The sequence below is a fragment of the Bradyrhizobium sp. WSM1253 genome, from assembly GCF_000244935.1.
Classification (GTDB): domain Bacteria; phylum Pseudomonadota; class Alphaproteobacteria; order Rhizobiales; family Xanthobacteraceae; genus Bradyrhizobium; species Bradyrhizobium canariense.
Map to the genome: position 1 here is coordinate 6,024,520 of NZ_JH600073.1, position 26,300 is coordinate 6,050,819.

General features: G+C 57.4%; 22 protein-coding genes and 1 pseudogene. 13 read left to right on the forward strand and 10 right to left on the reverse strand.

Annotated elements, in window-relative coordinates; all coding sequences use genetic code 11:
- The first annotated feature begins 121 nt into the window (after positions 1–121).
- Both BRA1253DRAFT_RS29460 and BRA1253DRAFT_RS29465 read left to right on the forward strand, forming a co-directional pair.
- Positions 122–988 (forward strand): hypothetical protein, encoded by an 867-nt coding sequence (locus tag BRA1253DRAFT_RS29460; RefSeq protein ID WP_007600426.1) that lies wholly within the window; start codon positions 122–124, stop codon positions 986–988.
- Between the two features lie 306 nt (positions 989–1,294).
- On the forward strand, positions 1,295–2,650 hold the full coding sequence (locus BRA1253DRAFT_RS29465; protein WP_035995502.1) for a Glu/Leu/Phe/Val dehydrogenase: 1,356 nt from the start codon (positions 1,295–1,297) through the stop codon (positions 2,648–2,650).
- 187 nt (positions 2,651–2,837) lie between these two features.
- Here BRA1253DRAFT_RS29465 and BRA1253DRAFT_RS29470 read toward each other — a convergent pair whose 3' ends face one another.
- Positions 2,838–3,728 carry a LysR family transcriptional regulator gene (locus BRA1253DRAFT_RS29470; RefSeq protein ID WP_007600430.1) on the reverse strand — a complete coding sequence of 297 codons (891 nt, stop codon included), beginning with the start codon at positions 3,726–3,728 and terminating at the stop codon, positions 2,838–2,840.
- 136 nt (positions 3,729–3,864) lie between these two features.
- Between BRA1253DRAFT_RS29470 and BRA1253DRAFT_RS29475 the strand changes: the two genes are divergently transcribed.
- Positions 3,865–4,647 (forward strand): crotonase/enoyl-CoA hydratase family protein, encoded by a 783-nt coding sequence (locus tag BRA1253DRAFT_RS29475; RefSeq protein ID WP_007600432.1) that lies wholly within the window; start codon positions 3,865–3,867, stop codon positions 4,645–4,647.
- A 517-nt stretch (positions 4,648–5,164) separates the two neighbouring features.
- Here the strand turns inward: BRA1253DRAFT_RS29475 and BRA1253DRAFT_RS29480 are convergent.
- From BRA1253DRAFT_RS29480 to BRA1253DRAFT_RS29490, 3 genes are read right to left on the reverse strand one after another with little or no spacing between them, the layout of a single operon-like run.
- Positions 5,165–6,340: an acetyl-CoA acetyltransferase gene (locus BRA1253DRAFT_RS29480; protein WP_035994188.1), complete on the reverse strand. Its 1,176-nt coding sequence runs from the start codon at positions 6,338–6,340 to the stop codon at positions 5,165–5,167.
- 5 nt (positions 6,341–6,345) lie between these two features.
- On the reverse strand, positions 6,346–6,726 hold the full coding sequence (locus BRA1253DRAFT_RS29485; RefSeq protein ID WP_007600435.1) for a Zn-ribbon domain-containing OB-fold protein: 381 nt from the start codon (positions 6,724–6,726) through the stop codon (positions 6,346–6,348).
- Positions 6,723–8,408: a long-chain-fatty-acid--CoA ligase gene (locus BRA1253DRAFT_RS29490; RefSeq protein WP_007600436.1), complete on the reverse strand. Its 1,686-nt coding sequence runs from the start codon at positions 8,406–8,408 to the stop codon at positions 6,723–6,725. The genes BRA1253DRAFT_RS29485 and BRA1253DRAFT_RS29490 overlap by 4 nt, the downstream gene beginning before the upstream one ends.
- Before the next feature lie 444 nt (positions 8,409–8,852).
- Here BRA1253DRAFT_RS29490 and BRA1253DRAFT_RS29495 point away from each other — a divergent pair, with 444 nt between their 5' ends.
- Genes BRA1253DRAFT_RS29495 through BRA1253DRAFT_RS42030 form a run of 3 tightly spaced genes read left to right on the forward strand, consistent with a single transcriptional unit; the run spans position 8,853 to position 11,189 of the window.
- Positions 8,853–10,052 (forward strand): NAD(P)/FAD-dependent oxidoreductase, encoded by a 1,200-nt coding sequence (locus tag BRA1253DRAFT_RS29495; protein ID WP_007600438.1) that lies wholly within the window; start codon positions 8,853–8,855, stop codon positions 10,050–10,052.
- A gap of 20 nt (positions 10,053–10,072) precedes the next feature.
- On the forward strand, positions 10,073–10,765 hold the full coding sequence (locus tag BRA1253DRAFT_RS29500; protein WP_035995505.1) for a DUF2848 domain-containing protein: 693 nt from the start codon (positions 10,073–10,075) through the stop codon (positions 10,763–10,765).
- Positions 10,766–10,808: 43 nt separating this feature from the next.
- The gene (locus BRA1253DRAFT_RS42030) at positions 10,809–11,189 is read left to right on the forward strand and encodes a cupin domain-containing protein (protein ID WP_007600443.1); all 381 of its coding nucleotides are present in this window, start codon (positions 10,809–10,811) and stop codon (positions 11,187–11,189) included.
- A 100-nt stretch (positions 11,190–11,289) separates the two neighbouring features.
- Here BRA1253DRAFT_RS42030 and BRA1253DRAFT_RS29505 read toward each other — a convergent pair whose 3' ends face one another.
- A complete protein-coding gene (locus BRA1253DRAFT_RS29505; protein ID WP_007600444.1) occupies positions 11,290–12,051 on the reverse strand; it encodes an SDR family NAD(P)-dependent oxidoreductase in 762 nt (253 codons plus the stop codon).
- Positions 12,052–13,262: 1,211 nt separating this feature from the next.
- Between BRA1253DRAFT_RS29505 and BRA1253DRAFT_RS29515 the strand changes: the two genes are divergently transcribed.
- Positions 13,263–14,333, forward strand: a complete 1,071-nt coding sequence (locus BRA1253DRAFT_RS29515) for an alpha/beta hydrolase (RefSeq protein ID WP_007600445.1) — start codon at positions 13,263–13,265, stop codon at positions 14,331–14,333.
- A gap of 194 nt (positions 14,334–14,527) precedes the next feature.
- Here BRA1253DRAFT_RS29515 and BRA1253DRAFT_RS29520 read toward each other — a convergent pair whose 3' ends face one another.
- Complete coding sequence (locus BRA1253DRAFT_RS29520; RefSeq protein WP_007600447.1) at positions 14,528–15,010, reverse strand: MarR family winged helix-turn-helix transcriptional regulator; 483 nt, start codon at positions 15,008–15,010, stop codon at positions 14,528–14,530.
- A gap of 475 nt (positions 15,011–15,485) precedes the next feature.
- Between BRA1253DRAFT_RS29520 and BRA1253DRAFT_RS29525 the strand changes: the two genes are divergently transcribed.
- Positions 15,486–17,006 carry a porin gene (locus tag BRA1253DRAFT_RS29525; RefSeq protein ID WP_007600449.1) on the forward strand — a complete coding sequence of 507 codons (1,521 nt, stop codon included), beginning with the start codon at positions 15,486–15,488 and terminating at the stop codon, positions 17,004–17,006.
- A gap of 698 nt (positions 17,007–17,704) precedes the next feature.
- Here the strand turns inward: BRA1253DRAFT_RS29525 and BRA1253DRAFT_RS29530 are convergent.
- From BRA1253DRAFT_RS29530 to BRA1253DRAFT_RS29545, 4 genes are all read right to left on the reverse strand, one after another.
- On the reverse strand, positions 17,705–18,313 hold the full coding sequence (locus tag BRA1253DRAFT_RS29530) for an aminodeoxychorismate/anthranilate synthase component II (RefSeq protein ID WP_035994192.1): 609 nt from the start codon (positions 18,311–18,313) through the stop codon (positions 17,705–17,707).
- On the reverse strand, positions 18,310–19,701 hold the full coding sequence (pabB, locus tag BRA1253DRAFT_RS29535) for an aminodeoxychorismate synthase component I (RefSeq protein ID WP_007600450.1): 1,392 nt from the start codon (positions 19,699–19,701) through the stop codon (positions 18,310–18,312). Before pabB ends, BRA1253DRAFT_RS29530 begins: the two co-directional genes overlap by 4 nt.
- Before the next feature lie 150 nt (positions 19,702–19,851).
- Positions 19,852–20,175, reverse strand: a complete 324-nt coding sequence (locus tag BRA1253DRAFT_RS29540; RefSeq protein WP_007600452.1) for a Dabb family protein — start codon at positions 20,173–20,175, stop codon at positions 19,852–19,854.
- 57 nt (positions 20,176–20,232) lie between these two features.
- Positions 20,233–20,913: a GntR family transcriptional regulator gene (locus tag BRA1253DRAFT_RS29545; RefSeq protein WP_007600453.1), complete on the reverse strand. Its 681-nt coding sequence runs from the start codon at positions 20,911–20,913 to the stop codon at positions 20,233–20,235.
- A 285-nt stretch (positions 20,914–21,198) separates the two neighbouring features.
- Here BRA1253DRAFT_RS29545 and bioB point away from each other — a divergent pair, with 285 nt between their 5' ends.
- The 5 genes and pseudogenes from bioB to BRA1253DRAFT_RS29570 all read left to right on the forward strand — a co-directional run bounded on the left by bioB (position 21,199) and on the right by BRA1253DRAFT_RS29570 (position 25,214).
- Positions 21,199–22,248: a biotin synthase BioB gene (gene bioB / locus BRA1253DRAFT_RS29550; protein ID WP_007600454.1), complete on the forward strand. Its 1,050-nt coding sequence runs from the start codon at positions 21,199–21,201 to the stop codon at positions 22,246–22,248.
- Positions 22,233–22,586, forward strand: a complete 354-nt coding sequence (gene panD, locus BRA1253DRAFT_RS29555) for an aspartate 1-decarboxylase (protein WP_035994193.1) — start codon at positions 22,233–22,235, stop codon at positions 22,584–22,586. The genes bioB and panD overlap by 16 nt, the downstream gene beginning before the upstream one ends.
- 69 nt (positions 22,587–22,655) lie before the next feature.
- Entirely contained in the window at positions 22,656–23,789 is a 1,134-nt protein-coding gene (locus tag BRA1253DRAFT_RS29560) for an 8-amino-7-oxononanoate synthase (protein WP_007600456.1), read from the forward strand.
- The gene (gene bioD, locus BRA1253DRAFT_RS29565; RefSeq protein ID WP_007600457.1) at positions 23,786–24,421 is read left to right on the forward strand and encodes a dethiobiotin synthase; all 636 of its coding nucleotides are present in this window, start codon (positions 23,786–23,788) and stop codon (positions 24,419–24,421) included. The genes BRA1253DRAFT_RS29560 and bioD overlap by 4 nt, the downstream gene beginning before the upstream one ends.
- Positions 24,418–25,214: pseudogene (locus BRA1253DRAFT_RS29570) on the forward strand (aminotransferase class III-fold pyridoxal phosphate-dependent enzyme). Before bioD ends, BRA1253DRAFT_RS29570 begins: the two are co-directional and overlap by 4 nt.
- Positions 25,215–26,300: the final 1,086 nt, after the last annotated feature.

Here is a 26,300-nt window from a genome sequence, read left to right on the forward strand (position 1 = left end):
AGCAGTGGCCGTGCTCCGAGCTCAACTATGAGATGACCGGCGAGGCCGGCTTGGTGCATGCCGGACACGATCGCCGACTTGCCCAGACATCGATTCCGCCTTTACCCTTGAGGTCTATTGAATGACCATGGCGAACGACCTATGCGACGAATTTTCTCACCGCTTGGGCATTTTAGGCGCGGGAAGGCTTGGCTTAGCCCTGGCAAGTCGACTGAAATCCCTGGGGCTGGATGTGCCGCTTTGGAGCCGAAGACACGAGAATGGTGCTCAGCTGCGCGCCATTACTGCAGGCACCTACTTGCCAGTGAGCTTTGATTATCTCGCTAAAGTTGATGTTCTGTTTTCCGCTATACCGAATCAAGCTCTTTTCCGCCTTCCTTCATGCGAGTGGTGGCGCAGCTTCAATGGAGTCATATTTGCATTAGGAATCGATGCGCAGGTTCAACGCGTCCGAGAAATATTACCACAGGCTTTGGTCGTTCGACTGAGTCCGGCCATCCCGCCGGGCGGCGGCGAAATCGCATGCGTTGGACTTTTAGATGCATCCGCTTTGGCGGATCACCGCTTGGATTTGGCAAGAGCAGCTTCAGAGTTGCTTGGACCGGTGACATGGATCGACGAAGAAGCCCTTTATGATCTTACTACGCTTCTTGCTGGCCCGCTTCTGACGCTTCTGAGATCGGCCCTGTCGCGAACGGTCGAGAAAAGCCTGGAGGCGGGGCGGCTTCCGATTCAATTCAAGGATGAGCTCCAAGACATCCTATTCAAACAACTGGTGAGGCGATCGCTCGGCAGCAACAAGTCGTCCCAACGAGCCGAAAGTGAACGCTCGACGCCCGGTGGCGTAACAGAGGTCGCACTAGGCCGCAGAGAACATCTCAGTGGCGAGCTCTTTGGAATTGTTGAGTTGATGTTGCGCCGTATGACGCACCTGCGGAAGGAGCAAGAGACTCTCTGCACCAGAATGCGAGGTGTGGACCCACTCTAGCGTCATCGGCTTTGAGTGGTGTGGTCACTATGAGCAAGTTCAATCGGACAGCGTATTCGCCGGAGCGCGCGCTCGGCGCAGCGTGTGCCCTCCGTCACGGAGGGCTCGACCGGATGGGAAACGATTGTTTCGACGTAGTCCGCGGCCGGTGGCTGGTGACTGCGGGATCGGCGATCCGGGCTTCAACAATCATATCTGTAAAGAGAGAAGTGCATGCGAAATCGTGACGACGGCACCGAGAGGGGTGTGATGTCGGCTAACTCTACTGGGTTTCTCGAGAGCGTTGACAAAAACTTCCGCCACGCCATGACTTTTCTCGATCTCCCCGAGGGTTTGGCGGAGCGGATCATTCAATGCAATTCGACGTACACGGTCCGCTTTGGCGTGAGACTGCGCGGTCGGATGTACAGCTTTATCGGTTGGCGATCAGTCCACAGCGAGCACTCTGAACCTGTAAAGGGTGGCATTCGCTACGTACCGAATGCAGATGCCGAAGAGGTGGAAGCGCTTGCTGCGCTAATGACACTTAAATGCTCATTGGTCGACGTGCCTTTTGGCGGCTCCAAAGGGGCTCTGAAGATTGATCCGTGCGAATGGACGCCGCAGGAGCTCGAGCGCATTACCCGCCGCTTCACGCAGGAACTCAACAAGCGCGGTCTAATCGGCCCCGGTGTCAACGTTCCGGCCCCTGACGTAGGGACGGGCGAGCGGGAAATGGCTTGGATGATGGATGAATTCCGCCGCGCAAATCCGACCGACGTTGTCAACGCGCGAGCTTGCGTAACGGGAAAGCCGCTGTCCAAGGGGGGGATTGCCGGTCGCACTGAGGCGACAGGCAGGGGCGTGCAGTTTGCGATCCAGAGCTATCTTCGCGATCAGCGCAGCCCAGGTTTGAATGGCCGGCGCAATCTAAAAAATTCTTCTGTTGTGGTCCAAGGCTTTGGTAATGTCGGCTATCACGCCGCCAAGTTCCTCTCGGAGGAGGACGGCGCCCGCGTGATCCTCGTTGCGGAACGGGATGGCTATGTCGCCAACCCGAAGGGCCTCCCCATTGAAATGCTGAAGCAGCACCAGCTGCTAACGGGCAGCATTCTGGGTTTTCCTGGCGCAACGTCCGTCTCGGGCGACATGACCGGCATTGAATCAGCCTGTGATGTTCTCATCCCTGCGGCGATGGAGAGTGCAATTCATTCAGAAAACGCAAGTCGTATAAAAGCTCACCTTGTGGTCGAAGCCGCCAACGGCCCTGTCACTTTCGAGGCCGATAAGATGCTGCGTTCTCGCGGAGCTACAATCCTTCCAGATCTCTATGTCAACGCCGGCGGCGTCATTGTCAGCTACTTCGAGTGGGCGAAGAACCTGACGCGCATTCCCTTCGGATTGATGGAGCGTCGGCGTAGAGAAAGACGAAATCGGACCATCGCCGCAGCCCTCGAACAGATGACCGGCAAGGAGATTCCCGCTGACATGCGCGATGAATTCCTCGAAGGAGGCGCAGAAATCGACCTTGTTCGATCCGGTCTTGAGGATGTCATGCGCAGCACTTGGACGCGCATCGCAGATTTGCTCCAGGAGCAGCCGGAGCTCGGCGACTACAGGACAGCCGCCTATGTCGCATCCATCCGACAGGTCGCTGAAGCATACGAAGCGATCGGCATCTGAGCACTCGCGAAAATAGCAAGACGCAACGTGTAAGGCATCAGAGCGAGCTCTCGCCTCTCGTTCGCCGGAGGGCTGTAGGGCGGCACCCCTATCTTAGGCAAGAGTGCGCCTAAACAGCAATGGCCACGCAATCGATGAATCCAACTTTAGCGCAATGTATTCAGGCACCCAGAGCGCTGAGACGATGTCAACGCAACCGTCGCACCATGAAGTCGAGGAAAAGACGATTCCGCTTGGGTACCAAGGTGCGCTTCAGCGTAACGGCCGAAGTGTGAAGCGGAGGACTCTCCCAATCGGGCAACACGCGGACCAGTCGCGTATGCTTGAGGTCATTCACGCAGATAACGTCATTCAGGATGCCGATCCCGACCCCGCTAAGTAGAAGCTCGCGCACAAGGCTGATGTTGGCGACGGTAGTGTGGGCGGCCACTTCGACGTGCCGACGTTGCGCACGCTTCAGGAATGTCCAGACGCCATCGCGCTGTTGGAGTTCGGTGACGACGCAGCGATGCTGGGACAGCTCTTCAAGTGTCCTCGGCATGCCGTGCCTCTCGATATAGCTCGGGGAGGCATAGGCGGCGCGTCTGAGCGACGTCAGCTTTCGGTGAATGAGCCTGGAATCGGGTAGCTTTCCCAAAATGATGGCGATGTCAGTTTGTTCCCGAACCAAGTCAACCATGCCATTGTTAGTCGCCACGATCAGGGAAATATCGGGGTACTCAAGTGCGAATTCTGCAACTGCCTTGCCGAGCCAGGCGTTGCCGAATTCCATCGGAATGCTGACCCGCAGCGTGCCGCGGGTGCCGGACTGCAGTTCGTCGATTTCTACTCGCGCTTCCTTGACCTCAGTATCAATCCGCTGCGCATAGTCGAGAAGGCGCGCACCTATTGACGTCGGTGCGAGGCCGCGGGAGTTGCGCTTCAGAAGCAGCGCACCGACCTGCTCTTCGAGAGAAGCTAGTCTGCGACTGATCGTCGCCTTCGAGAGACCAGTTGAGTCGCTGGCGCGCGTCAGGTTTCCGGATCGAACGACCTCCGAAAACAACAGCAACGCATCAACTTCGAATCGGCGAGCCATTTTCCTCGTCGGTCAGAATCTGAACCGCATCTTTTCAAATTTAAGTATAGCCGAAATTGGAGCTGCCAACTAGCCTTGCATGCGCTGTAAACGGTCGTCGGTTGCTTTGCAGTAAGCACTTAGTTTGGGGTTTGTCATGTCGTCTGAACTCGTAACCTACGAGCTCGAGGGTAATGTCGCGATCATCGGCTTGAATCGAGCCAACAAGCGGAACGCGCTGAATGACGATGTCCTGCGAGCGCTCGGCGAGGCGGTGGTACGTGCCGGCGACGACGCGGATGCTGGCGTGATCTTCGGTCATGGCCCAAACTTTTCCGCCGGCCTCGATCTTGCGCAACTAGCGGAACGGTTGCGTCCGGATGCACCCAAGGTCAGAAAGCGCAAGCGCTACATCTGGCACACGACCTTTGACCTAATTGCAAGAGGAACGATACCGTTCGTCGCTGCGCTGCATGGGGCCACGATAGGTGGCGGGCTCGAACTGGCGGCAGCAGCGCATATTCGTGTCGCGGATGACACGACCATCTTCGGGCTACCGGAAGGGCAGCGCGGCATTTTCGTTGGCGGTGGCGGTTCGGTACGTATCCAGCGGATTATTGGCTACTCTACCATGGCTGACCTGATGCTAACTGGGCGAATGCTCACAGCCGAAGAAGCGCGAGAGGTCCGACTGGTGCAGTACGTCGTTGATGCAGGCGGAGCGCTGGAAAAAGCTAAGAGACTGGCATCCCAAATCGCGCAGAATACGCCCCAAACGAACTGGCAGATCACCAACGTACTTCCGCGGATGAACGACCTCTCACACGACGACGGATTGTTCATGGAATACCTGAATACGGCAATGGTGCGGCCGCCGGAGACCGCCGAACGATTGAGGAAGTTTCTGGAAAGGAGAACGAAGCCCGCGGGACTGGGCTGATCGATAATGGCCGACAGCCGAAGCGTGCTTTGAAGGGTTGTGAGAACATTGGCCGTGTCGCTTTTTCAACGCACCCGCGGCGCGGTCTTCGGCAGAGATTGCGAGCATGTCTGCGATGTCTATCAAGATGGTTAGTCCCTGCAGTCTTGCTCTCCCATACATCTGACTGTAGGCGCCGTTCCGGCGGCAGCTGCGGGCGAAATCGGCTGCCAGCAGATGACGAATCGTCGGACCCAAAAAGCGATTGCCTGATTCAACAGGCGGGAAAGAATCCAAAGGTGTTTGCGGCCGTCGCGCCGAGCATCAGCCCGATCCGGGTGCCAATGGCTCGACGACGGCAGTAACCGGGGTACCCGCCTTCAGCCTAGCTTCCTTCCTCAAATAAGTGAACGGCTCGTGAGGAATACATTCCGATCGAGGACGCTCGGTAGTCTTCTTCAAGAATGAGCTACCATGGAGCGCTATTCACTGCCGCCTGAACCGTCCCGTAGAAGAGATCCGTTGTGACCACGCCTTGTTAAAGAGTGGCCGAGCTTCCAAGAATGGCGGTCGACTGGCTGGAAGCGGCATTCCCGCCGTTGCCATTGACCAGGACTGCATTCGTGTTCGCGACCTGGCGGTCGCCGCATGCGCCTCGGAGCTGCTGTACGGCCTCGATGACTGCGAATACGCCATACATGTTCGGCTGCACGCATGACAGGCCGCCCCCATTGGTGTTGATAGGTAACTTTCCGCCCGGCCGCGTCAGACCGCTGGCAATGAAGGGCCCGCCTTCGCCTTTGCGGCAGAACCCGAGATCTTCAACGAACAGGATTGGGTTGATCGTGAAGGCGTCATAGAGCTGCAGCATGTCAATATCATTTGGCTGCATTCCCGCCATGGCATAAGCGCGCCGGCCGGAGTCCTGCGCCGGCGTTACAGCGAGATCGGCCATGTTGGAGACAGTACGATGCCAGACCGCAGTGCCAATACCGAGCAAATAGGCTGGCCTTTGGGGCCGGTCCTTGGCGGCGTCGGCGCGCATCATGACGAAAGCGCCGGCGCCATCCGTCACGAGGCAGCAATCGTGTACGGTAAAGGGATCGGAGACCATTCTGGCGTTGAGGACGTCGTCAATCGTCAGGGGCTTGCGGCTAAATGCGGCGGGATTGAGCTGCGCCCAGGATCTGGCCGAGACCGCGACTTCCGCGAGGTGCTGACGGGTCGTGCCGAATTCGTGCATGTGACGGGCCGCGATGAGGGCATAGCTCGAGGGCGGATTGAGTGGCTGATAGGGCGCATCGAACGGTGCGGGATCAAGCATGTTGCGCGCTGCCGTTCGTGCCTTACGCCCGAATGTGGCAGTTCTTTGTGTGCTGCCGTAACACACCAGCACCGCATTGCACAGACCGGCGGAAAGCGCGAGCATGGCCGGCTGAAGGTGCGCAACGAAGGCGGATCCGCCGATGTTCGTGCCTTCAATGAAGGAAGGCCGAAGGCCGAGATATTCGGCGACATTGAGCGGCCACATCGCGGCATTGAGATTGGCGGTGCAAAGCCCGTCGATATTCTGCAAGCGCAAGCCTGCGTCGCTTATTGCTGCGTGGGCTGCCTGCGCCAAGATTTCGATCTCGCTGTAGCCGCGGGCTTCGCCGCAGCCAGCCATGCCAACACCGACGATTGCGGTCGCACCGCGTAGATTGTCTCGAGCCATAATGCCTATTTCACTTCGCAAACCAGCAGGCCTTTGCCATCGATCTTGACGACCTTGGTCCGGACCTTAGTACCAATGATAACACGATCCGGCGAAATCCCCCGGACGCTGCTCATCAAGCGCACTCCCTCCGCCAACTCGACAATGCAGACATTGTAATCACCGCCGTCTTCCTGGCTCCGGCGGACGGTCGTCGTAGAGTAGACGTGGCCATCTCCCATGGGCGAGAACCAGGACAGGTTGTTGGCACCGCAATGAGGGCAGATGGTGCGAGGATAAAACACCGACCGGTCGCACTCGCCGCAGCGCTGGATAATCAGCCTGCCTGCGTCGAGCGCGCGCTGATACGCCTCCTCCGGGCCGGATACCTGGTGCGCTTCATTCATGGCAGACCAACCTCCTTTGCATTCTCCCGATCCTGCAACTCGCGCCAGAGAATCTTCCCCGCTGGCGATTTCGGCAGCGAGTCGACGAATTCCACTGTTCGGGGATACTTGTAGGCCGCCATGCGCTGGCGCGACCACCCGATGATGTCATTTTCAGTTATCCTACCCCGCACATTGTCCCGCAACCTGATCAGCGCCTTTACTGTCTCGCCGCGATAAGCGTCTTTGACGGCGATCACGCAGACCTCGAGCACGCTTTCGTGCTGGTAGAGCACGTTTTCGACTTCCGCCGGCCAGACCTTCAGGCCCGACGCATTGATCATCCGCTTGGCGCGATCGGTCATGTAGAAGAAACCGTCCGCATCGCGATATCCGATGTCGCCGGTGCGATAGAAGGACCGGCCGTCAATCTCAATGAAGGCTTCGCGCGTCGCTTCCGGCCGGTTCCAGTATCCGCTGAAGAGCTGCGGCCCATGCACGGCGATCTCGCCGATTTCGCCGATAGCAAGTTCCTGGCTCTTCTCAGCATCGATGATGCACGCCCTAGTGTTGAAGAACGGTATGCCGAGGCAATGCGGTCTTGGATCTTCGATCGGATTGAGGTGCGTGGTTGCGGCTGTCTCGGTCATGCCGTACGCCTCTATGAAGGGCAACCCAAGCGTCTCGTTCAGCCGTTTCCACACTTCTTCGGGCATTGCCGCACCGCCCGCGGTAATGCGGCGCAGTCGCGACAAGTCGAATTCGCGGACCCGAGTGTTGGTCAGCAAGTCGATCACGGCTGTAGGAGCCAGTGATGCGTGGGTGACGCCGTAATCAACCATCACATTCGTGGCGAGGTCGCGCTCCCATCGCGGTACAATTGCGATGGAGGCGCCGGCATAGACAGGACCAGTCACCGCGTGGTTGAAGCCCGATACGTGATACATCGGCGCCGCTCCAAGAGAGACGTCCCCGGGCCGCAATCCATGCCACAACGTCAGTCCGGTGGCATTATGCCCGAGGCTGCGATGAGTGTGCATGCAGGCTTTCGGTTTGCCGGTGGAACCAGAAGTGTATGGCATCGCGCACAGGCTGAGCGCTCCCGCGCACGGCGCCTCCGGCGAGAATCCCGCATCGATCACGTCCGTCCAGATACTGCAGCCGCTCACCTTAGTGCGTCCGGCAGATAGCCAGTCGGGGAGCTTGTACCTGGTCTCCTTCGGAAGGTAATCCGAATATGTCGCCACGATTAGCGTGCCGATTTCCGAATTCTTGCTGGCTGCAATGGCGATTTCCGCCAGATCTTGCGCGACAATCATCGCGCGTGCGCCGCTGTCCCGAAGGTAGTGCGCAACCTCGACCTCACGGTTCATCGGGCTGATCGGTACCAGGACAAGGTCGGCGCGGAATATCGCATAGCACGCAATCAGCCACTGTGGCGAATTCTGCATCAATAATGCGACGCGGTCGCCGCGTTTCAGGCCCGCGTGCTTCTGCAGCCAGCCGGCCAGGCCCTCCACTTTTCTATGAAAGTCGCGGTAGGAGATCGAGGTGCCGAGGAAATGGATAGCTGCAACATCGGGGAAACGCGCCGACGTGACCAGAAGATTGTTAGTCAGCGTCGAGTGAGAAAGCGCGAACGCTCTGGTGAAATCGCGCCGACGGAGGGCCGCGTCTGTCATTAAGAAGGCCTTGCAGGTCATGAACTGCTGAAAATCCTACAGCGAGAGGCGTCCTCAAAGAAAGCAAGCAAATTTGAAAACAAGCGGTGCAGGTTTGGAGATTGGCAAGGATCGGCTTTGAAGGTTTGTATTTCGTATTGCCTCACCATGGCGACGGCGAAAAACTGCATCTGAAACGGTTCGGCCGTTAAATCGCTGCGTGCCATCGGCACATTTCGGTGCAAAACCTCCCCGCCGGAGTGTCACGTTTCGAACGCGCAAGCGCTGTCCGGAGAGTCTTTGGAGTTCGCATGACGCTGAAGGATCTGCGCAAAACTGGGGAGGCGTGGGCAAACAAGCGGTACAGATTTGGAGATTGGCAAGGATCGGCTTTGAAAGTTTGTATTTGGGCGGAAATTGCGAGAATAGCTCCCGGTAGGGGTGCGGTGCTCTCGAAATATTGTTCGAAGAAATGAGGTAACAGTCGTGGCGGATGCTAAGCGGGTTCTGATTGCCGGCGCCGGTCCGGTAGGAATGGTGGCCGCTGCCACACTGGTGAAGCAGGGAATTCCCGTTACCGTGCTGGAAGCGGCATCTGATCTCAGCACGGAATCCCGCGCGTCAACTTTTCATCCGCCGACCCTCGACATGCTGGAAGATATCGGGGTTGCGAAAAACCTTATTGCGGAAGGGTTGGTCGCTCCGACAGTCCAGTATCGCAACAGCGAAGGGCCTATCGCGAACTTCGACTTCGGTGATATTTCCGATCTCACAGGTCATCCGTACCGGCTGCAATGCGAGCAGTACAAGCTGACCCGCATCATCGCGAAGACGTACGGGGCGGATCCGAACCTCAGGATCGAATTCGACGCCGAAATACTGGAAGCAAGACAGGGGGAGGACGGAATATCGGTAAAGGTCCGCAGGCCGGATGGTTCGATAGAGCAGCGCGAGGGCCTCTGGCTGATCGGCGCCGACGGTGCCCGCAGCGCCGTTCGCAAATCGATTGGCGTCACCTTCGATGGGTTCACCTGGCCGGAGCGTTTCCTGGTCGTCTCGACTCACTTCGATTTTCTCAAGATCTTTCCCGATTTGGCCTCAGTGAGCTATGTGGCGGACCCCGTGCAATGGTACTTCCTGCTCAAGGTGCCCGGCATGTGGCGAGCGATGTTTCCGATTAGCCCGGAGGTGCCGGATGAGAAAGCGGGGACCCTGCAATACGGAGCAGACACGCTCGCCGGGCACTTCGCCGTGGCTGCGACTGCGCCGATAGATCACGTCACGCTGTACCGCGTACATCAGCGCGTGGCCGCGACATTCAGGTCAGGCCGCGTATTTCTTGCTGGCGACGCGGCTCACATCAACAACCCTCTCGGTGGGATGGGCATGAACGGGGGCATCCATGATGTCGTCAACCTTTGCGGCCGGCTCACGAAAGTTTGGCGCCGCGAAGCAGATCCCTCCGAGCTCGACCGCTATGATCGCCAGCGCCGCCTTGTGACCCTGGAATATGTTCAAAAACACACGATCGAGAACAAGCGGAATCTCGAGTCGCGGGATCCCCGCGAGCAACAATCGTTCCGTACGGAAATGGCGCGGACGGCGGCAAACCCCGAACTCGCCCGAAACTATCTAATGAAAATTTCAATGCTCGCGAGCCTGAAGCGTGCGGCCGAACTCGGATGAGCGGCAATGGTGGAAAAAAGATGGCGACACATGATCTCTGGCTTCGGCTCCTTCGGAATGCTCGCTGGGAAGAGCGAACCGTCACGATCAACCAGTGTGTGATCGCCGGATGGACGGGACGGGATCGAGTCGCGCTCGAAGCGCACATCGCGGAACTCGAGAAGATCGGAGTGAGGCGACCGGGATCTGTCCCGATCTTCTACCGCGTATCGGCCTCGCGCCTCTCGACTGCCGAGACGATCGAGGTAATCGGCAAATCATCCAGTGGTGAGGCGGAATTCGTCTTGCTCCAGAGCGGCGGAAGGCTCTGGGTAGGGGTCGGGTCCGACCACACTGACCGCGAAGCCGAAGCCATCGGCGTCACTTTCTCAAAGCAGATGTGCGACAAGCCGATAGCGGGCGAGTTTTGGGCTTACGACGATGTCAGGAAACACTGGGACAATTTGATACTCCGCTCCTACGCCGTGAACGACGGAAACCGCGTGCTGTACCAGGAAGGAGCGCTTTCTGTAATTCGGTCACCCGAGGAACTGATCGCCCTCTATGCCGCCAGCGGAACGCTCTGCGAGGGCACGTTGATGTTTTGCGGTACGCTCGCTGTGCATGGGGAAATCCGTCCCGCGCAAAGATTTGAGCTTGAGCTCAGCGACCCACAGCTTCGTCGATCGATCCGGAAGGCCTACCAGGTCGAGCAATTACCCGTGCTCGGCTGACGCTGCGCGTCTTGACGTTGGAACTAGTAGAGGAGCCCTCACTGTGCCCGTACAGAAATCGCATGACGAGTTTTACACGCTGGACATGCAATCCGGATGGGAGACCCCGCCTAATTATCCGTCAGGCATCAAGCAGAAGATATTGTCGGGCGCGCTTGATGAGCCGAACCATCGCGGCAGCCGCACCAGACTTCTCAAGTTCGATCCGGGAACGTTCACCACCGTTCCATTCGTTCACGAGTACTGGGAGGAAGTTTTTCTAGTGTCAGGCGATCTCACCGTCGGGAACGACAAGCAAGGAAAGGGTGGGCAGGGATTCGCTCCATTTACCTATGCTTCCCGGCCGCCGGGCGCAGTTCACGGCCCATTTAAATCGGAGGGCGGCTGCTTATTGCTAGAAATTCATTACTTCGATCCTGCTTAGGAACGGAGTAGCGGCGCGCCACGTAGGCGCGCTCGCGATTCGGAGCTATCCCGCCAGGGATGACGCCGCGGGAGCTCTTTCTCAGCTTGTTGTCCGGGCTTCAATTTGGTGCCATCCGGATCGCGCCGTCAAGCCGAATGGTCTCGCCGTTGAGCATCGCATTTTCCGCGATGTGAATCGCGAGGGCAGCGTACTCATCCGGGCTGCCAAGCCGTGCAGGGTGTGGCACCTGCTTGGCCAGACTGGCCCGCACTTCCTCGCTCAGTCCCATCAGCATCGGAGTAAGAAACAAGCCAGGCGCGATGGTATTAACTCGGATCTTGAGCTTGGAGAGATCCCGCGCGATGGGCAGCGTCATTCCGGCGATGCCGGCCTTGGAGGCCGCGTAGCCGGCTTGTCCGATTTGTCCATCGTAGGCGGCAATACTGGCAGTATTGATGAAGACTCCGCGTTCCTCGCCTTGCGTCGGCTCTGCTGCGAGCCTCTGCGCGGCAAGACGGATCATGTTGAACGTTCCGATCAGGTTAACGTTTATTACTCGCGTGAACTGGTCGAGAGGATAGGGACCGTCCTTCCCAAGCGTACGCTTGCCGCCGCCGCCAATCCCGGCGCAGTTGACGAGGACGCGGGCCACGCCATGTGCTGCCTCGCTCTTGTCCAAAGCCGATTTCACTTGTTCCTCGATCGAGACGTCTGCGACCGCGCTCACACCGTGAATCTCCGCCGCGACGCGTTCGACATTATCGCGACTGATGTCGATGACGGTCACTTTCGCGCCCTTGCTCGCCATGGCGCGTGCCGTTGCGGCACCAAGACCCGAGCCGCCGCCTGTCACGATTGCCGGAACGCCGCTCAAATCCATGATTTTCCTCCTGGTGAAGATAGGGGCAAAGATTTCGTTTCACTACGTTGAAAGCTCGGCGTCCCAGAGCAACAATTTCGAACAGCTTTGTTACATTTTTGAAGTTTCCTGTAGTCTCAAGACCCGCTGCTTAGGAATCGTCGGTCGACCGATAGGCCAACGTTTGTTTGTGTTCCTCTCAAGATTTGGCTGATCCCAATATTCGGCGCCCATTTTGAAGCGGGAGCAATAGCCGTCGGCAATGTCGACGACTTCTCGCGAATTCGATGCAACGCGGCGGTCGCGCTTCGCGCGGAGGAGCTTGGGTCGATCTGGTGTTCGGGTAACGGGCCAGGGTTCGTGCGGCGGCTATGGCGACAAGATCCGCTTTTCGAGAAGATCAATCGCGGTTACAGCACTCGCCCTCCTCGTCAAACGACTGCGGCTGCCGTCAACGGTCCACATGCTAACGCCGCGTGGCGGCCCATGGCTCGTTTCCAAACCTGCGGCCATCATATGTCAAACGACGCTTCGGCATCAGTGTCGTGACTGACTTAGTTCCCGCAGAGCCGCTTATATTCGGGCTTGCGCCGGCGGAGGCATGACCTCGCTACGAGATAGCGGATGAATCTATTCGACCGCGGAGCGGCTCTGGCAATCAGAGTGCAATTCACAAATCAAGATCAATTCTGGCGTATCGAGGATCCGTTCGCGTTTAAGCCGGGTTCTGATCGCCGAGGTAGGTGAGCAGCTTGCTCGGATCTACCGAGCGCGAACCCGGCAAGTAGCGTGACCGGCATGACTGCTCAGCCAGTCTCGACTGGAACTTTGGGCGCTAGCGCGGCCTGTCGCTTTAAGGACTGGAGATCGCCTCTGAGGCCACGGCCAGGGAGGGTGCAGCTCCTCGAAAAGGCTTTGGCCAAGCCATCCAGAGATATGCTGATATCCCGAAATTAGGTCTTTTAAGTCCCGAATAGTCTGGACGCGCGCGAGACATCGCCGAAAAAGTTCGAACTTCCCGATTGGGCGCAGAATTTCGGACTTGCGAGGTCCGATATTGGGGCATTTCGGCGTTATGCACTCCGTAATATTTCCGTAACATGGAGAATGCTTGAGCCAGAGCTGACACTTGCCGGTAGGGTCGATGCAGCTCGTATCTCCGACGACGTTTGGGGCTGCTAACTCGGTCCTGAACGGAAAGTGAAGATCCGCCAATGAGGGGGCGAAATCGGATGGAGTACGCTGCTTGGCCTCAAGTGGAGGGGGATCTTTCATCTGCAAGGCGATACGCGGCGTCTTTCCTGGACAATTTACCTGTCGAGAATGACTACATGGCCATAGGCCGGCAGGACTGGATCGCCAGATGGACACAGATCGGAGATCATCACTGCCTTCTTGGAGACTCAAACATCAAAAACGGTGCCGTCGATGAGGCGACCGAGGCTTGGCTCTGTGCGCTGACTGCCTTCGAAGTCGCTCGGCGGCTGGTTGACGAAGACGACACACGAAGTGAGGACCTTTCGAGCAAAGTCGTGATGGGCATTCAGAGGCTGAAATCCTCCCTGGTGCGCCAAATAGAACAGGTAACGATAGCGCCCTGCGATCAGATCGAACTCCTAGCCTACTACTTGCCAGCTGGCGATCCTGATGCGCCTGCCCCAGCAATCATTTGCATTAGTATGGAAAACGAAACAGGGGCGACCTTGCTCGGAAGGCTCTTGCCCGTCGTGATTGGCCGAGGCATGTCGGTTCTCGTTATCTCCCACGACGACATTCCACATCGATCTCGCAGTCAATCGGAGGCCTTGCTATCTTGCTGCTTGGATTATCTGTCAGTTCGACCCGATGTTGACGCTGCTCGAATTGGCGTCTTTGGGGAAGGTTTGTCTGCCGCTCTCGCAACTGATCTCGCGGCGTCTGATCACAGCGTCGCTGCGGCTGTATGCGACGGTGGTCTTTGGAATTGGGTGAGGACTCGAGCGGGTATCAGCTGGATCACTCGGGGCGTAGATGGAGCAGCCCAACACGATGCAATATCGGCGCAATTGACATGCCCTGCTCTTGTGGTCGCCGGAGGGCGCGGCTTAGTCAGCCTTTCAGAGGCGATCCAACTACAAGCTGATTGCATCGCGGCAGGGGGAGATCTCGATTTGGCAGTTCCGCGGATTATCCGTAGTTCGGGCGGTGAGATCGAGAATTTTGTAACTTCCGATGATTCCATCTTCGGCTGGTTGGAGCACAAGCTCTCCTCAGCTTCAGGCGTCAGCAAAATCGATCAGATCATCACTGGCACTAATCCGTGACTTGGATTTGTTGGACCTTACTGAGCGAGCAGCGTATTACGCTTGAGCTCGAGTGCCAGCGCGATCTCATCGCGGTACCTTAAGAACTTTTGTGCCACGGGATCACGAAGCCAGAGGTCTCTCGCGGCGCAGCCCGCCCGGCCCTGCCTCGTAGACCATGTGCTGCCTATCTCAGCGTCGCTGAGCCTTGCTTCCTACAGCACACCTATATTGAGCTTCTGAGATGCCAATCGGCTACTCGTCGCGATAACGGCTAGTCGCTTGTTCAGGTAATCAACGGAGGCTTCGTCTAGTCCTTCAAACATAGTGGAGTTGAGCGCTTCTCTCTTGATTGATAGCTTAGCAATTCCGGTACGCGCCTTTTCAGTCAACGACATCAGAACAAATCTTGCATCATCGGACGAGGGCACACGGGCTAGAAGCTGCATGTTCTCCAGTCTCTTCGTTTGGTTAGTCACAAAGGGGGGATTGACCCGTAGTTTGTTCGCGACCGCGATCCCCGAAACTCCGCCCCCCTGATCAAGCTCATCAATTGCCATTAGAATTAACCACTGGTGTTCCGTAATCCCCAATAGTTGAGCCCAGCCCTTGTGTATCTCCTCGATCTGGGAGTGAATCTCAACGATGTTCCAGATGAAATCTTTCACGGCTCGATCGAGCTGCTCTTTCCCGGTCATTTTGGTCTTTCTGCCAAACTTTTAATCTCACCGCCAAAGCGCGCGGCACCTCAAGAAAGAACAGGTACCCGCCTTCAGTTACACGAGGAAGAGCGTACAGGACATAGAGGCCATGTAAAAATAATTGAACTTAATAATTACATACTATAAGCAAAGTCTTGTGAGTACTTAGTTTTTCCCCCTGCACAGATTGCTCACGGCCTCCAAGTAAGAGCCTCCAGGGTGCCCCACTGGAGGCTTTTTGCTGCCTTATTGAGCCCGCGCGTAGTGACGTTGCGCAATTGACACACGTAGGAAAGAACGGTAAGTTCGTGCAATTAATGAATTGCGATAATTACATGAGGTAAGTAAATGTCGATGGACACCGAGGGGGCGCCTCGAGTCGTTCCGTCAAGCAACCCAGCCCGTGGGGTGAGGCTAGCCGCGGCGGATCTTTGAAGGACGGAAACGACGTTTCCAACTTGGAGGTTCATCCATGAAACTAACGAAGAGTCTCATCCTAGGCTCCGCGGCCATGCTCGCTGGAGCTGGAGCGGAGGCAGCCGATCTTCCCGTGAAAGCGAAGGCGATCGAGTACGTGAAGGTTTGTTCCCTATATGGCGCGGGCTTCTACTACATCCCGGGTACCGATACGTGCATCAGGCTGGGTGGTTACATTCGTGCAGAAGTCGGTTTGGCCACAAACGGTCTTTATGACACCGCCAACGCTGGCGTGGGTGCTGCGCACAACCGTCTCAGCAACTACTACACCGCCAAATCCCGCGAATATCTCTACATCGATACGCGCACCGCGACCGAGTATGGCATGGTCCGTACCTTCTTTGATGGGGCCTTCACCTGGACCTCGGGCGGCTATTCCGGTGCCGGCACAAGTGCGGTGAATGGCGCGACCGCCTACAGCTCGTCGACAACCAATCAGATCTCGGGTGGTGGCCTGTCCGTCTGGAATGCGTTCATCCAGTTCGCTGGTTTCACGTTCGGTAAAGCCAATTCGCAGTTCTCCACGCCCTGGACCAATTATCCGGGCAACAACTTCGACGGTCTGCCAGGCGGCGGCGGCTGGGAGCCCGTGAACCAAGTCACCTATACTGCTGACTTCGGTCAAGGCATCACGGCCTCCTTCTCCGCCCAGGATCAGGTCGCCAATTATACAACCAACGTCTGGAACGTCAGCGGCGCAACGGCTGCGGGTCTGGCAACCGGAGCCTATGGTCTGAACGACATTGGCGGTACGCGGTCTCCTGATCTCGTGGCCATGCTTCGGGTTGATCAGGCTTGGGGCCTCTTCCAAGCCTCCTTCGCCGCGCATGACAATCACGCCGGCTATTACGGCGCCGATGAAACCACGGGCCATCCGGGCGACAAGTGGGGCTGGGCTGGACAGCTGGGATTGTCGATCAAGAATATCCCGACTGGCGCGGGTGACACGATCAACGTGTCAGGCGTGTACACGAATGGTGCAAGCCGCTACAATTTCAACAGCTATTTGACCTCGACCTTTAATATGTATGGCGGTACGGGCCTCACTGGTACTTACCAGAGTGTCGGCCTTGCTGGTCTCTCAGACTCTGTGTTCGTGACCGGTTCGGGTCAGCAGCTCACCACTACGTATGGAATCATGGGTGCTTATACCCACAATTGGAATCCATACTGGAACACTGCTCTCTACGGTGGGTGGGCCGCTGTTCGATATAACACCACAGCCAAGGGGTATATCTGCGGTGCCGTCGTGCCGACTCTCGCGCTCTCAAGCGGCCTCGCTGGATGTAACCCTGACTTCGACTACGGAGTGGTCGGTGTGATCACTCGCTGGACCCCCGTCAAGAATCTGACTTTCTCGGCCGATCTCGCTTACGCCATTCTTGACCAGAAATATGCGAGCGGAAGCACGGTGAACCTTCCGCTGCAATCGAGTCTCGCAAAACCGGCTGCAGCCTATGCGTTGAAGGACCAGGGCGCCCTCACGCTCCTGCTCCGCGCTCAGCGCAACTGGTAAGTCTTTCAACCAGGGGAAGGAGAAAAGAAGCGGCTCTAGACATCTAAGTGTAACCTCCAAGAAGGCCTCCGGCATGCCCGCCGGAGGCCTTTCATGTTGTCGATTCCCGCCATGATGAAGAACTCAGATCCAATCACAATGTGAGCATCACAGGTCGCGCCGAGCGCGACTACAAGCACCAAATCAGAATAACTTGCTTTTAGGTCGCTGTTGCCACGACTCGCGTAGAACCGGCGGCCGCGACGGGCATCATCGCCTGTCTTCTTGACGGGCTTCGGCCGCTCATTTCGAGAGAAGGCTCCACGACGGCTCAGCGCTGATCGGTACGACGTGTTGCGCGCAACCCGAAATCACCACGTTCTTGAAGCTGCAGCACTGCAGCACCGAACTCGGCCGCCCTTTTAACCATCGACAACTTCGGACCCGAATCGCTCGGCGAGATGGAGATCGGTGATTGAATGACTGCGCTCGAGTACATCCCTGCACGCAAGTAATGCGTCAGACTTGGCCGCGACCTAGCGCTCTTTTTTCGACTTCGAAGTGATGCTGACGCTGACACTCTGCCTGCCACCGCTGCCGCTCGGACGGTTGGAATGAAAGGGGGCGATCCACCAATCGGCGTTCGAATTTTGGACGGCGATCCCCCGACCTTAGCGGGCAATATTAATGACAGCGACCTAGATGATCGACCTAGATGATTATGTGAAGAGACTTGTGGTTCTCACGCGGCGGAGGTTCCTTGCGAGCCGCGCGAAGTTCATGAACAGCAAGTGCCCTTGTTGGGTAAGGATCGACTCCGGATGAAATTGCACGCCAAAAGTTGGTTCATAGCGGTGGGCAAGGGCCATGATCTCACCTTCCTCCGAACCCGCTGTCACCATGAGATCGGGCGCGCTTGTTTCATCGAGCTCAACGATGAGAGAATGGTAACGCCCAACGGAAAGTGGGGAGGGGAGCTTGTCGAACAGTCCGCGGCCATCATGCGTTACGTACGAGCATCGACCGTGCATTGGGCGACGTGCGCGCGCCACGCGCCCACCGAAAACGCTCCCAACACACTGGTGTCCGAGGCAGATTCCTAGAATTGGGATCCGCCCCGAAAGTTCACGGATAACGGCGGTAGATATTCCGGCCTCAGTTGGAACGCCGGGACCAGGCGATATGACCACCGCAAGCGGCTTAAGGCCAACAAGATCGCTGACACTGATGGCGTCGTTTCGGATCACGTCCGTCGCTTCACCGAGCTTGCGGAAGTAACGGGCAATGTTGAAAACGAACGAGTCGTAGTTGTCGACAATAATAATCAAAATGCACCGGATGCTTCATGAAATGCATCAAAGATCCGCTGGGCCTTGGCGAGGGTCTCCTGGTACTCAGCCTCGGGCTTCGACATTGCAGTTATGCCGCTACCCGCATGAAACACAGCCAAATCGTCGTCGATCGTGACAGTGCGGATTGCAATGTTTGTGTCCATGTGTCCGTTGAAACCAATAAAGCCGATCGCCCCGCAATAGACTTCTCGCGCCACCTGTTCGATTTCGGCAATAATTTGCATGGATCGTATCTTTGGCGCCCCGGTTATGGAGCCGCCGGGAAAGCAGGCGCGAAGCAGGGTGACCGCGTCATTTGGCCTGGCGAGTTCACCTGTAACAACCGATACGAGGTGGTGTACCGAGGCATAGGATTCAAGGCCGCATAGCGCTGAAACCTCGACCGAATCCGCGCTGCAAACACGTGACAGATCGTTACGCAGAAGGTCGACGATCATCGTGTTTTCGGCGCGGTCCTTTTCCGACGCAAGGAGAATTTCGGCGCGGCGCTGGTCTTCTGCGGAGTCTCCGGAACGCGCAATCGTGCCCTTGATGGGCCGAGTTTCGACCTTGCGTCCGTCAAGCTTCAAAAATCGTTCCGGCGAACTAGATGCAATGGTCAACTTGCCGTAGCGTAGGAGTGCGGCAAAGGGAGCGGGGTTCAACGCCCGCAATCGGCAGTAGAGGGCAAGTGGATCAAATGAGGCTGACACCCGGGCACTGAACTGTTGCGCAATATTGGCCTGAAAGAAGTCGCCGGCTAGTATCAATTCGATGACCCGCTCGATCGCCGCAATGTACTCCTCGCGACTGAAATTCGAACGCCATGTGCCAACTGCACCTGCAAGGGCGGCTTGAGGCGCGGTGGGGCTGGTAAGCAGTGCTGCAAACTCCTCGGCCCTGCGGTGTGCACGCTCGGCCCTCCGTGCAGGATCCTGCTCCGGCCATCCGGTAGAGACGATCCAGCATCTGCCATCGCGATGGTCGAAGCTGACGACGACGTCATAAAGATGCATCATGGCTTGAGGAAGACGCTGCCCAGGGTTTTCTGGTGCTGGCAATCGCTCAACCGTCCTGTTCAGATCGTAACCAATGAAGCCGGCGACTCCGCCCTGGAAAGGCGGCAGATCGGGACAATGCTGTTGCGGATAGATGGCGAGCAGCGCACCTAGAGCGTTCCATGGATCGCCCGCGAGGATCGATCCGTTGCAACTCGCCTGTCCATCCGCAACTGTATAGGTGCCGAACGGGGCGCAGGTTAGATATGAGTAGCGTCCAAGTAGCTTATGTCTTGCCGCGCTATCCAGGAACGTAAGGTGAGGCCGCCCCCAAAGCCGTCGCATGGCCGCGACAGGCTCGACCCACTGCAGCTCGCGGACATGCATCTACCGTTAGTTCCCCACATCTGGTGCGGTAAGGCGCGCTCTCTTCGAGATCTCCATCAAACGAGAGCGACACTCGTCTGCGATCCGCAAGCTTCGACGATTGCGTGTCAGCGTAATGCCCACCAATTGACAATAATGGTATCCAGGAATCTAGCTTGCCGCTTCTGTTGAGTTGAAACGTGTATCTGTTAATGCATTGTAATCGGCCGCAACCCGCAGCTCCCGTAGTGGTCGTATCCGCCTGATCGACTCCTGATATAGATCATGCGCTTTGTAAGCCGCAAGTTCAGTCTCGTTGTCGAACTCTCCATAGACCACAACATCGATATCGTTGCCGAGCTGGTCGGTCTTGCGATTGCGAGCCACCTCCAGCCGCCGTGCATGAGGAATTGCGGTGAGGACGGATAGGCCGTCGATAATCTGATCGACGTGGGCGGTATCTTTCGCGCTGAACAAGACGATGTGACGAATCATGGATGGCCGTGAGTGATGCCGCAAGAAGGTTGCATGTCGATCGCTGGATCGGGTCCGCTACAACGTCAACGACTGCGTCTCGCTCCAGGCGGCAACATGGTTGCTGGCTGGCCTCCCGGGCATGCTAGACCGAAGAACAAGGCGCTCAATCGTCTGAATGTGGCGTGCGAGCAGGTTGCAAGCTTGATCGACGTTGCGTGCACGCAGCGCCTGCAGAATCAAGCGATGATCCAGATTGGGACGCGGTCGCCACCCGCTACTTCGCGCCATCGCGAACACTGATCGAGAGTTGGCAAGCTGTAGGCCGTCGAGGCTCGAAAGCAGGCGCGGCATCGCGCAAGGAGCAACCAGCGCACGGTGGAACGCTCGGTTAGCTATCTCGAAATCCTCGATCGTCCGGGCATTGTCTCCTTCAAGCAGGGCGACCTCGATCCGTGCCAGGTGGTGAGAGGTGAGCTTGTGAGCCGCATTGCGCAGCGCAACCACTTCGAGCGCTGCGCGCATCTCGGCGATTTCTTTTACTGACCCGGTATCGAAGGGAGCAACTCGAACGCCCCGACGGGGTAGGGCCACAACCAGATGTTGGGACTCAAGTTGTCGAAAAGCCTCGCGCACCGGGACGTGGCTTGACTTGAACTCACGAGCAATCTGATCCTGCCGCAGCGGCGCATCCGGCTCCAGCGCGCCGCTGATAATGCGCTCACCGATTGAACCGGCAATGCGCTCCACAATCGTCATGTTCTCTTTGCTCACGATAGATTATCTATCATGAGCCGGCGCGTTGCATAAAGCATAAGAAGCGCCCGACCGTGCAGGATTTCTGCAGTCGTTCGTCCGTTTCGCGGCCTTTGCGCTTTCTCGCGACTTTATAGTCAGCGAACGCTAGTCGAGAGGGGTGCTCGGAGCAGCAACCTCCAAGAATCGGGTCTCTTGAACGTTCCATTGGCATTCAGCCTAATCAGAAATTATCGATAACTTGGGGGACGTATCTATGATCGGCTTCGCGGATATAGAAAGGGCCGCATGATTGTTGGAATAAGGGTTGAAGCGAATGTGGGCAGCAAGAATCCAGTGGTTCGCAGTGATTGGACACGCGCCGAGGCCGAAGCCATTTATGGTCTGCCCTTTGCCGATCTGATGTTTGGGGCGCAGAGCCTTCACCGCGGCCATTTCGATCCCAACCGCGTCGAGACCGCAAGCCTTCTCAGCATCAAGACCGGCGGCTGTCCCGAAGATTGCGGCTATTGCTCGCAGAGTGCCCATTATGAAACCGGAGTCAAAGCTACTCGCCTGATAGGCCGGACTGAAGTAGTCGCCGCGGCGCAGGCCGCGAAGGAGGCGGGCGCTACCCGCTTCTGCATGGCCGCCGCGTGGCGCAGTCCGAAAGACCGGGATCTCGACCAGGTCTGCGATATGATTCGTGCGGTTAAGGCCCTTGGGATGCAGGCCTGCGTCACGCTTGGTATGCTGACGGCGAGGCAGGCTGTGCGGCTCTCTGAGGCCGGACTCGATTTCTATAATCACAACGTCGACACATCGCCGGAGTTCTACGAAAAGATCATCACAACACGCACCTTGCAGGATCGCATTGAGACGTTAGCGCACGTGCGCGAGGCCGGAATTAGTCTTTGCTGCGGCGGTATCATTGGCATGGGCGAACGTGTCGAGGATCGCATTAGCATGCTCGTGCTGCTCGCCAATTTGCCTAGTCATCCGGAAAGCGTACCGATCAACCTTTGGAATGAAGTCATGGGGGTCCCGGTCAATGACACTGCGGATACCCCAGATCCAATCGCGATCGTGCGGCTGGTCGCGACGGCCCGGACCATGATGCCCAGAAGCGTGCTGCGTTTATCGGCGGGACGGCAATATATGACCGATGAACTTCAGGCGCTGTGCTTTTTGGCCGGCGCGAATTCAATCTTCATTGGAGACGTGCTCTTGACCACCAACAATCCGCAAACCTGCCGCGATACAAATTTGCTGGACCGGCTTGGCATTAGCTCCGGCCTATGGGGGCAGACCAACAAGCGCGCCAAACTTTGCTCGGGTGACGGATGCGGATCATTTTGATGAAAGGAAAAATCCATCGCGCCTCGCTAGCCGAAGCTGATCTACATCACGAAGGTGCGATTGCGATCAATCGTAAGCTGCTTGATGCGGCGGGAATCGCAATCAACGAACGCGTCGATATCTACAACGCCGAAACCGGTGCGCGGTTTGGCACCTACGCAATCGAGGCTCCAGAAGGCTCGGGCACCGTAGCTCTGAATGGTGCAGCTGCGCGACTCGCGATACCTGGAGATAAACTCATCATCGTGGCTTACGCGTCTTTCAGCGAGAGGGAGGCGCGAAGGTTCAGTTCGCGAGTGGTAAGGGTCGACCGCGAAAACCGCATTTTGCCGGCCTGAAATTCAAGGAGCCGACCAGTAGCCCACTTTTCTTTGCGATGGTGAGAAACGGCGACCTGAGAGTGAAGTATGCACCCAATCGATTCGTGCAAAGTTGGCAACTACGTCGCGGCCTTGCGTGCTCTGGAAGCTGACGGTCGGCTCCGTAGGCTTAGGCCGCGCGCAGGTACCGATTTTGCATCGAATGACTATCTGGCGCTCCCAAGCACACCTCGTATGAGGAAAGCCATTTGCGCCGCGCTCGAAGAGGGTACGCCGGTCGGCGCCGGCGGCTCGAGGCTCTTACGAGGCAATTGCGAGGAGCACGAGGCTGTTGAAGCAGAAGCAGCCCGGTTCTTTTTTGGCAGCGGATATCTCGCAAATTTCGCTGTCCTGACGACCCTGCCGCAACGAGGCGACTTGCTCGTCATCGATTCTCTCGTACATGCAAGTATTCATGAAGGGACGCGCGCAGGCCGGGCCGAGTTTCGGACAAGCGGCCATAACGATCCGCAGTCGGTCGAAGACACAATTCGCGGTTGGCGGGCTCAAGGCGGAGCCGGCCGCATCTGGATCGTGGTCGAAAGTCTCTACAGCATGGACGGCGATTTCGCGCCGCTCGACGAGTTGATGGCGATCGCCGACCGTCATGACGCGTTCATCATGGTGGATGAGGCCCATGCCACGGGCGTCTACGGGAAGCAGGGACGAGGCCTGACCGCTCCTTACGAAAGCCGCGAGAACCTACTGGTGGTCCATACCTGCGGCAAGGCGCTCGGCGCTGCCGGCGCGCTCGTCACGGCCTCCGGCGTGCTGCGCGACTTCGCGGTCAATCGCTGTCGTCCGTTCATCTTCGCAACGGCGCCCTCGCCAATAATGGCCATTGCCGTTCGGGAGGCCCTCTTGATTCTCGAAGATGAGCCGGAACGCCAGGATCGTTTGTCCAAGCTGGTCGCGTTCACGCACCGGGAGATTGGCGCGCGCGGCGGGCAAAGCCTGTCGGGCTCACAGATCGTGCCGTATATCGTGGGCGATAATGAGCGCGCGATGTGGCTCGCATCAAGATTGCAATCGCGCGGTTACGATATCCGCGGAATCCGGCCGCCGACCGTTCCGGCGGGCACCGCCCGCCTGCGAATTTCACTAACGCTTAATGTCGTGGAGGATCACGTGCGTGGAATGCTCGACGCTCTGTTCGAGGAGACAAGAGGCGAAGCTCGATGAGCCGGCGGATCGTGGTGACGGGGACGGATACCGGGATCGGAAAGACGGTCTTTTCGGCAGGCCTGGCTAATCTACTCGGTGCGCATTATTGGAAGCCGGTTCAAGCCGGCCTCGAAGGAGAGACCGATGCCCAGCTCGTCGCACGATTGGGCGGCCTGTGTGCAGATCGGATCGTGCCCGAGCTTTATCGTCTTCAAACGCCTGCTTCGCCCCATTATTCGGCGGAAAATGACGGTATTCGCATCGATGCGGATTCGTTCAAAGTTCCACACACCAGAGACCAGCCGCTTGTGATCGAGGGCGCCGGCGGCCTGATGGCGCCGTTGACTTACAGCACAGTTTACATTGACGTCTTCGAGCGATGGCAGCTTCCGGTCGTGCTTTGCGCGAGCACGCGACTGGGCACCATCAATCACTCGCTACTCTCTCTGGAGGCTCTACGAAAGCGCCAGATCCGCGTTCTTGGAATTGCCTTTATTGGCGAAAGAAATTCCGAGACTGAAAGCGCCATTCGGGAGATCGGGCGGGTGAAGTGGTTGGGGCGATTACCTTGGCTTACCCCCCTCACGCCCGAGTCGCTGGAAGTCGCCTTCAAAGACGCATTTGTTCGCGATGATTTTTTGAATTCATGATGACAAAAAGTAAGTCGCGGATCTGGCATCCATTCACGCAGCACGCGCTTCAAGGCGAAATGACAAGGATCGTGCGTGGTGACGGACCCTATCTCTACACCTCAAATGAGTGCCGAATTATCGATGCGATATCGTCCTGGTGGGTCGTGACGCACGGTCATTGCCACCCGCGTATCGTTGGTGCGATTCAGGAGCAGGTAAGCAGGCTCAACCAGATAATCTTCGCAGGCTACACTCATGAACCGGCAGAGCAGGTTGCTTCCCTGCTTCTAAAAGTCACGCCTCCTGGTCTGGACTATGTTTTCTTTTCGGATAGTGGTTCCACGAGTGTGGAAGTCGCATTGAAGATGGCGCTCGGCTATTGGCATAATACAGGCAAACAGCGAACGCGGATTGTCGTTATGCAGCATTCCTATCACGGCGATACAGTCGGGGGGATGTCGGTTGGGGAGAGAGGCGTGTTCAGCGCGGCATACGGGCCCCTGTTGTTCGACGTGACATCAGTCCCATTTCCAGCGTGCGGTCTTGAACAAGCAACATTTGATGCGGCGACGATCCGCGCTTTGCAAACGTCCGTAGAACCGGAACCATCACAGCACTAGATCTGAAAACGAACGATAGCGGCTACTTGGCGGGCGTTGGACCCAAACTTCAGTCGTTCTTTAAAGACAGAAATCTGCTCCTGCGCCCGCTCGGAAACACGATCTATGTGATGCCGCCCTATTCTGCGACAGTAGCAGACCTTGACGATGTCTACGCGGGCATCAGGGACGCCGCTGATGCATTGGCCTGACGGCGCGCTTTGCTAAAGAAGTGGGAGCAATGCATGTGGCTTGGATGATGGTCTGACCACGCTCCCCAGAGCAAGTGGTCCCGAGTCTAGTTCCTCAGGCGATTTCGGAATGAACCGTCAGCGGGCGCATACTACGCCGATCGCAGTCTTCCTTTTGCTAATCCGGATTCTACGCTGGCGTGGTGCTCTAACGAGCGCTGCCAAGCGCGCCGTATTGTGCATCAACCGCTGAAATCCTTCGAAAAAATAAGGAATAATGCAGAATCTCGTCGTCAAGGTCCCGCATGTTGCATCAATCAGGACAGAGCCAGGGCTTATAGTCAGCAAGATCGGTCGATGTATGCCGATAGGCACATGGCTTCGCCGTCGAGGGCGCAACACGACCAATCGTTGTGCCTGACGTCCGTCTTAGCGCCGGACGCGCACACGCGCAGGCCCGGCGTTGCTGTGGCCAGGTGTGAAAATCCAGGGGGGCATCCACGTACCGCTGACAGGAGGCGAGAATGCGAGACGGCTTGCATAGTTCCCGTCGTTCAGTGAGGTGCTGCGCGATCTGCGGAGGAAGCTTCGGACTGGTCCGCTACTACTTCTGGCGGACAGCCCTTTGTTCCAAAAAATGTGTCGATCGGTTTAAGGCGCGGAGGGAGTGCGACCGCAAATGGCTTCGCTGCTTGTTAGCTGCTTGACGGTCCGAGTACCGAACAAAGGTCCTGGCTAGTTCATGGAAATTGATGACACGAACCCATCTTCGGATGTGTCGCTGGCTGACGGTGCACCAAGCCTCCGGTGCGTGGGCGGGTCCCGGACCGCTGGGCCGAGGCAGCCAATTTGAGGTGGTGCAGGAGTTCGGCTCAGAGCGCCTTCCGAAGAAGGTCGCACTTACCTTAGCGTCGTGGCAACGCGTGCTAACAGCGGAGCGGCTTTGGCGGAGTAGACCAGAGCCGTCCTTAACCTCAACTTTGACGGTCTAGAGAGTGACACCGAAGCACAAAGTGTCGGCAACAATCATTGACTTTAATGCTTACAAGGCTCGCAAGCGTGCTGCGGCCGAGCTCTTTCGCGAAGATGTTTGCTCGACAGCGCTCG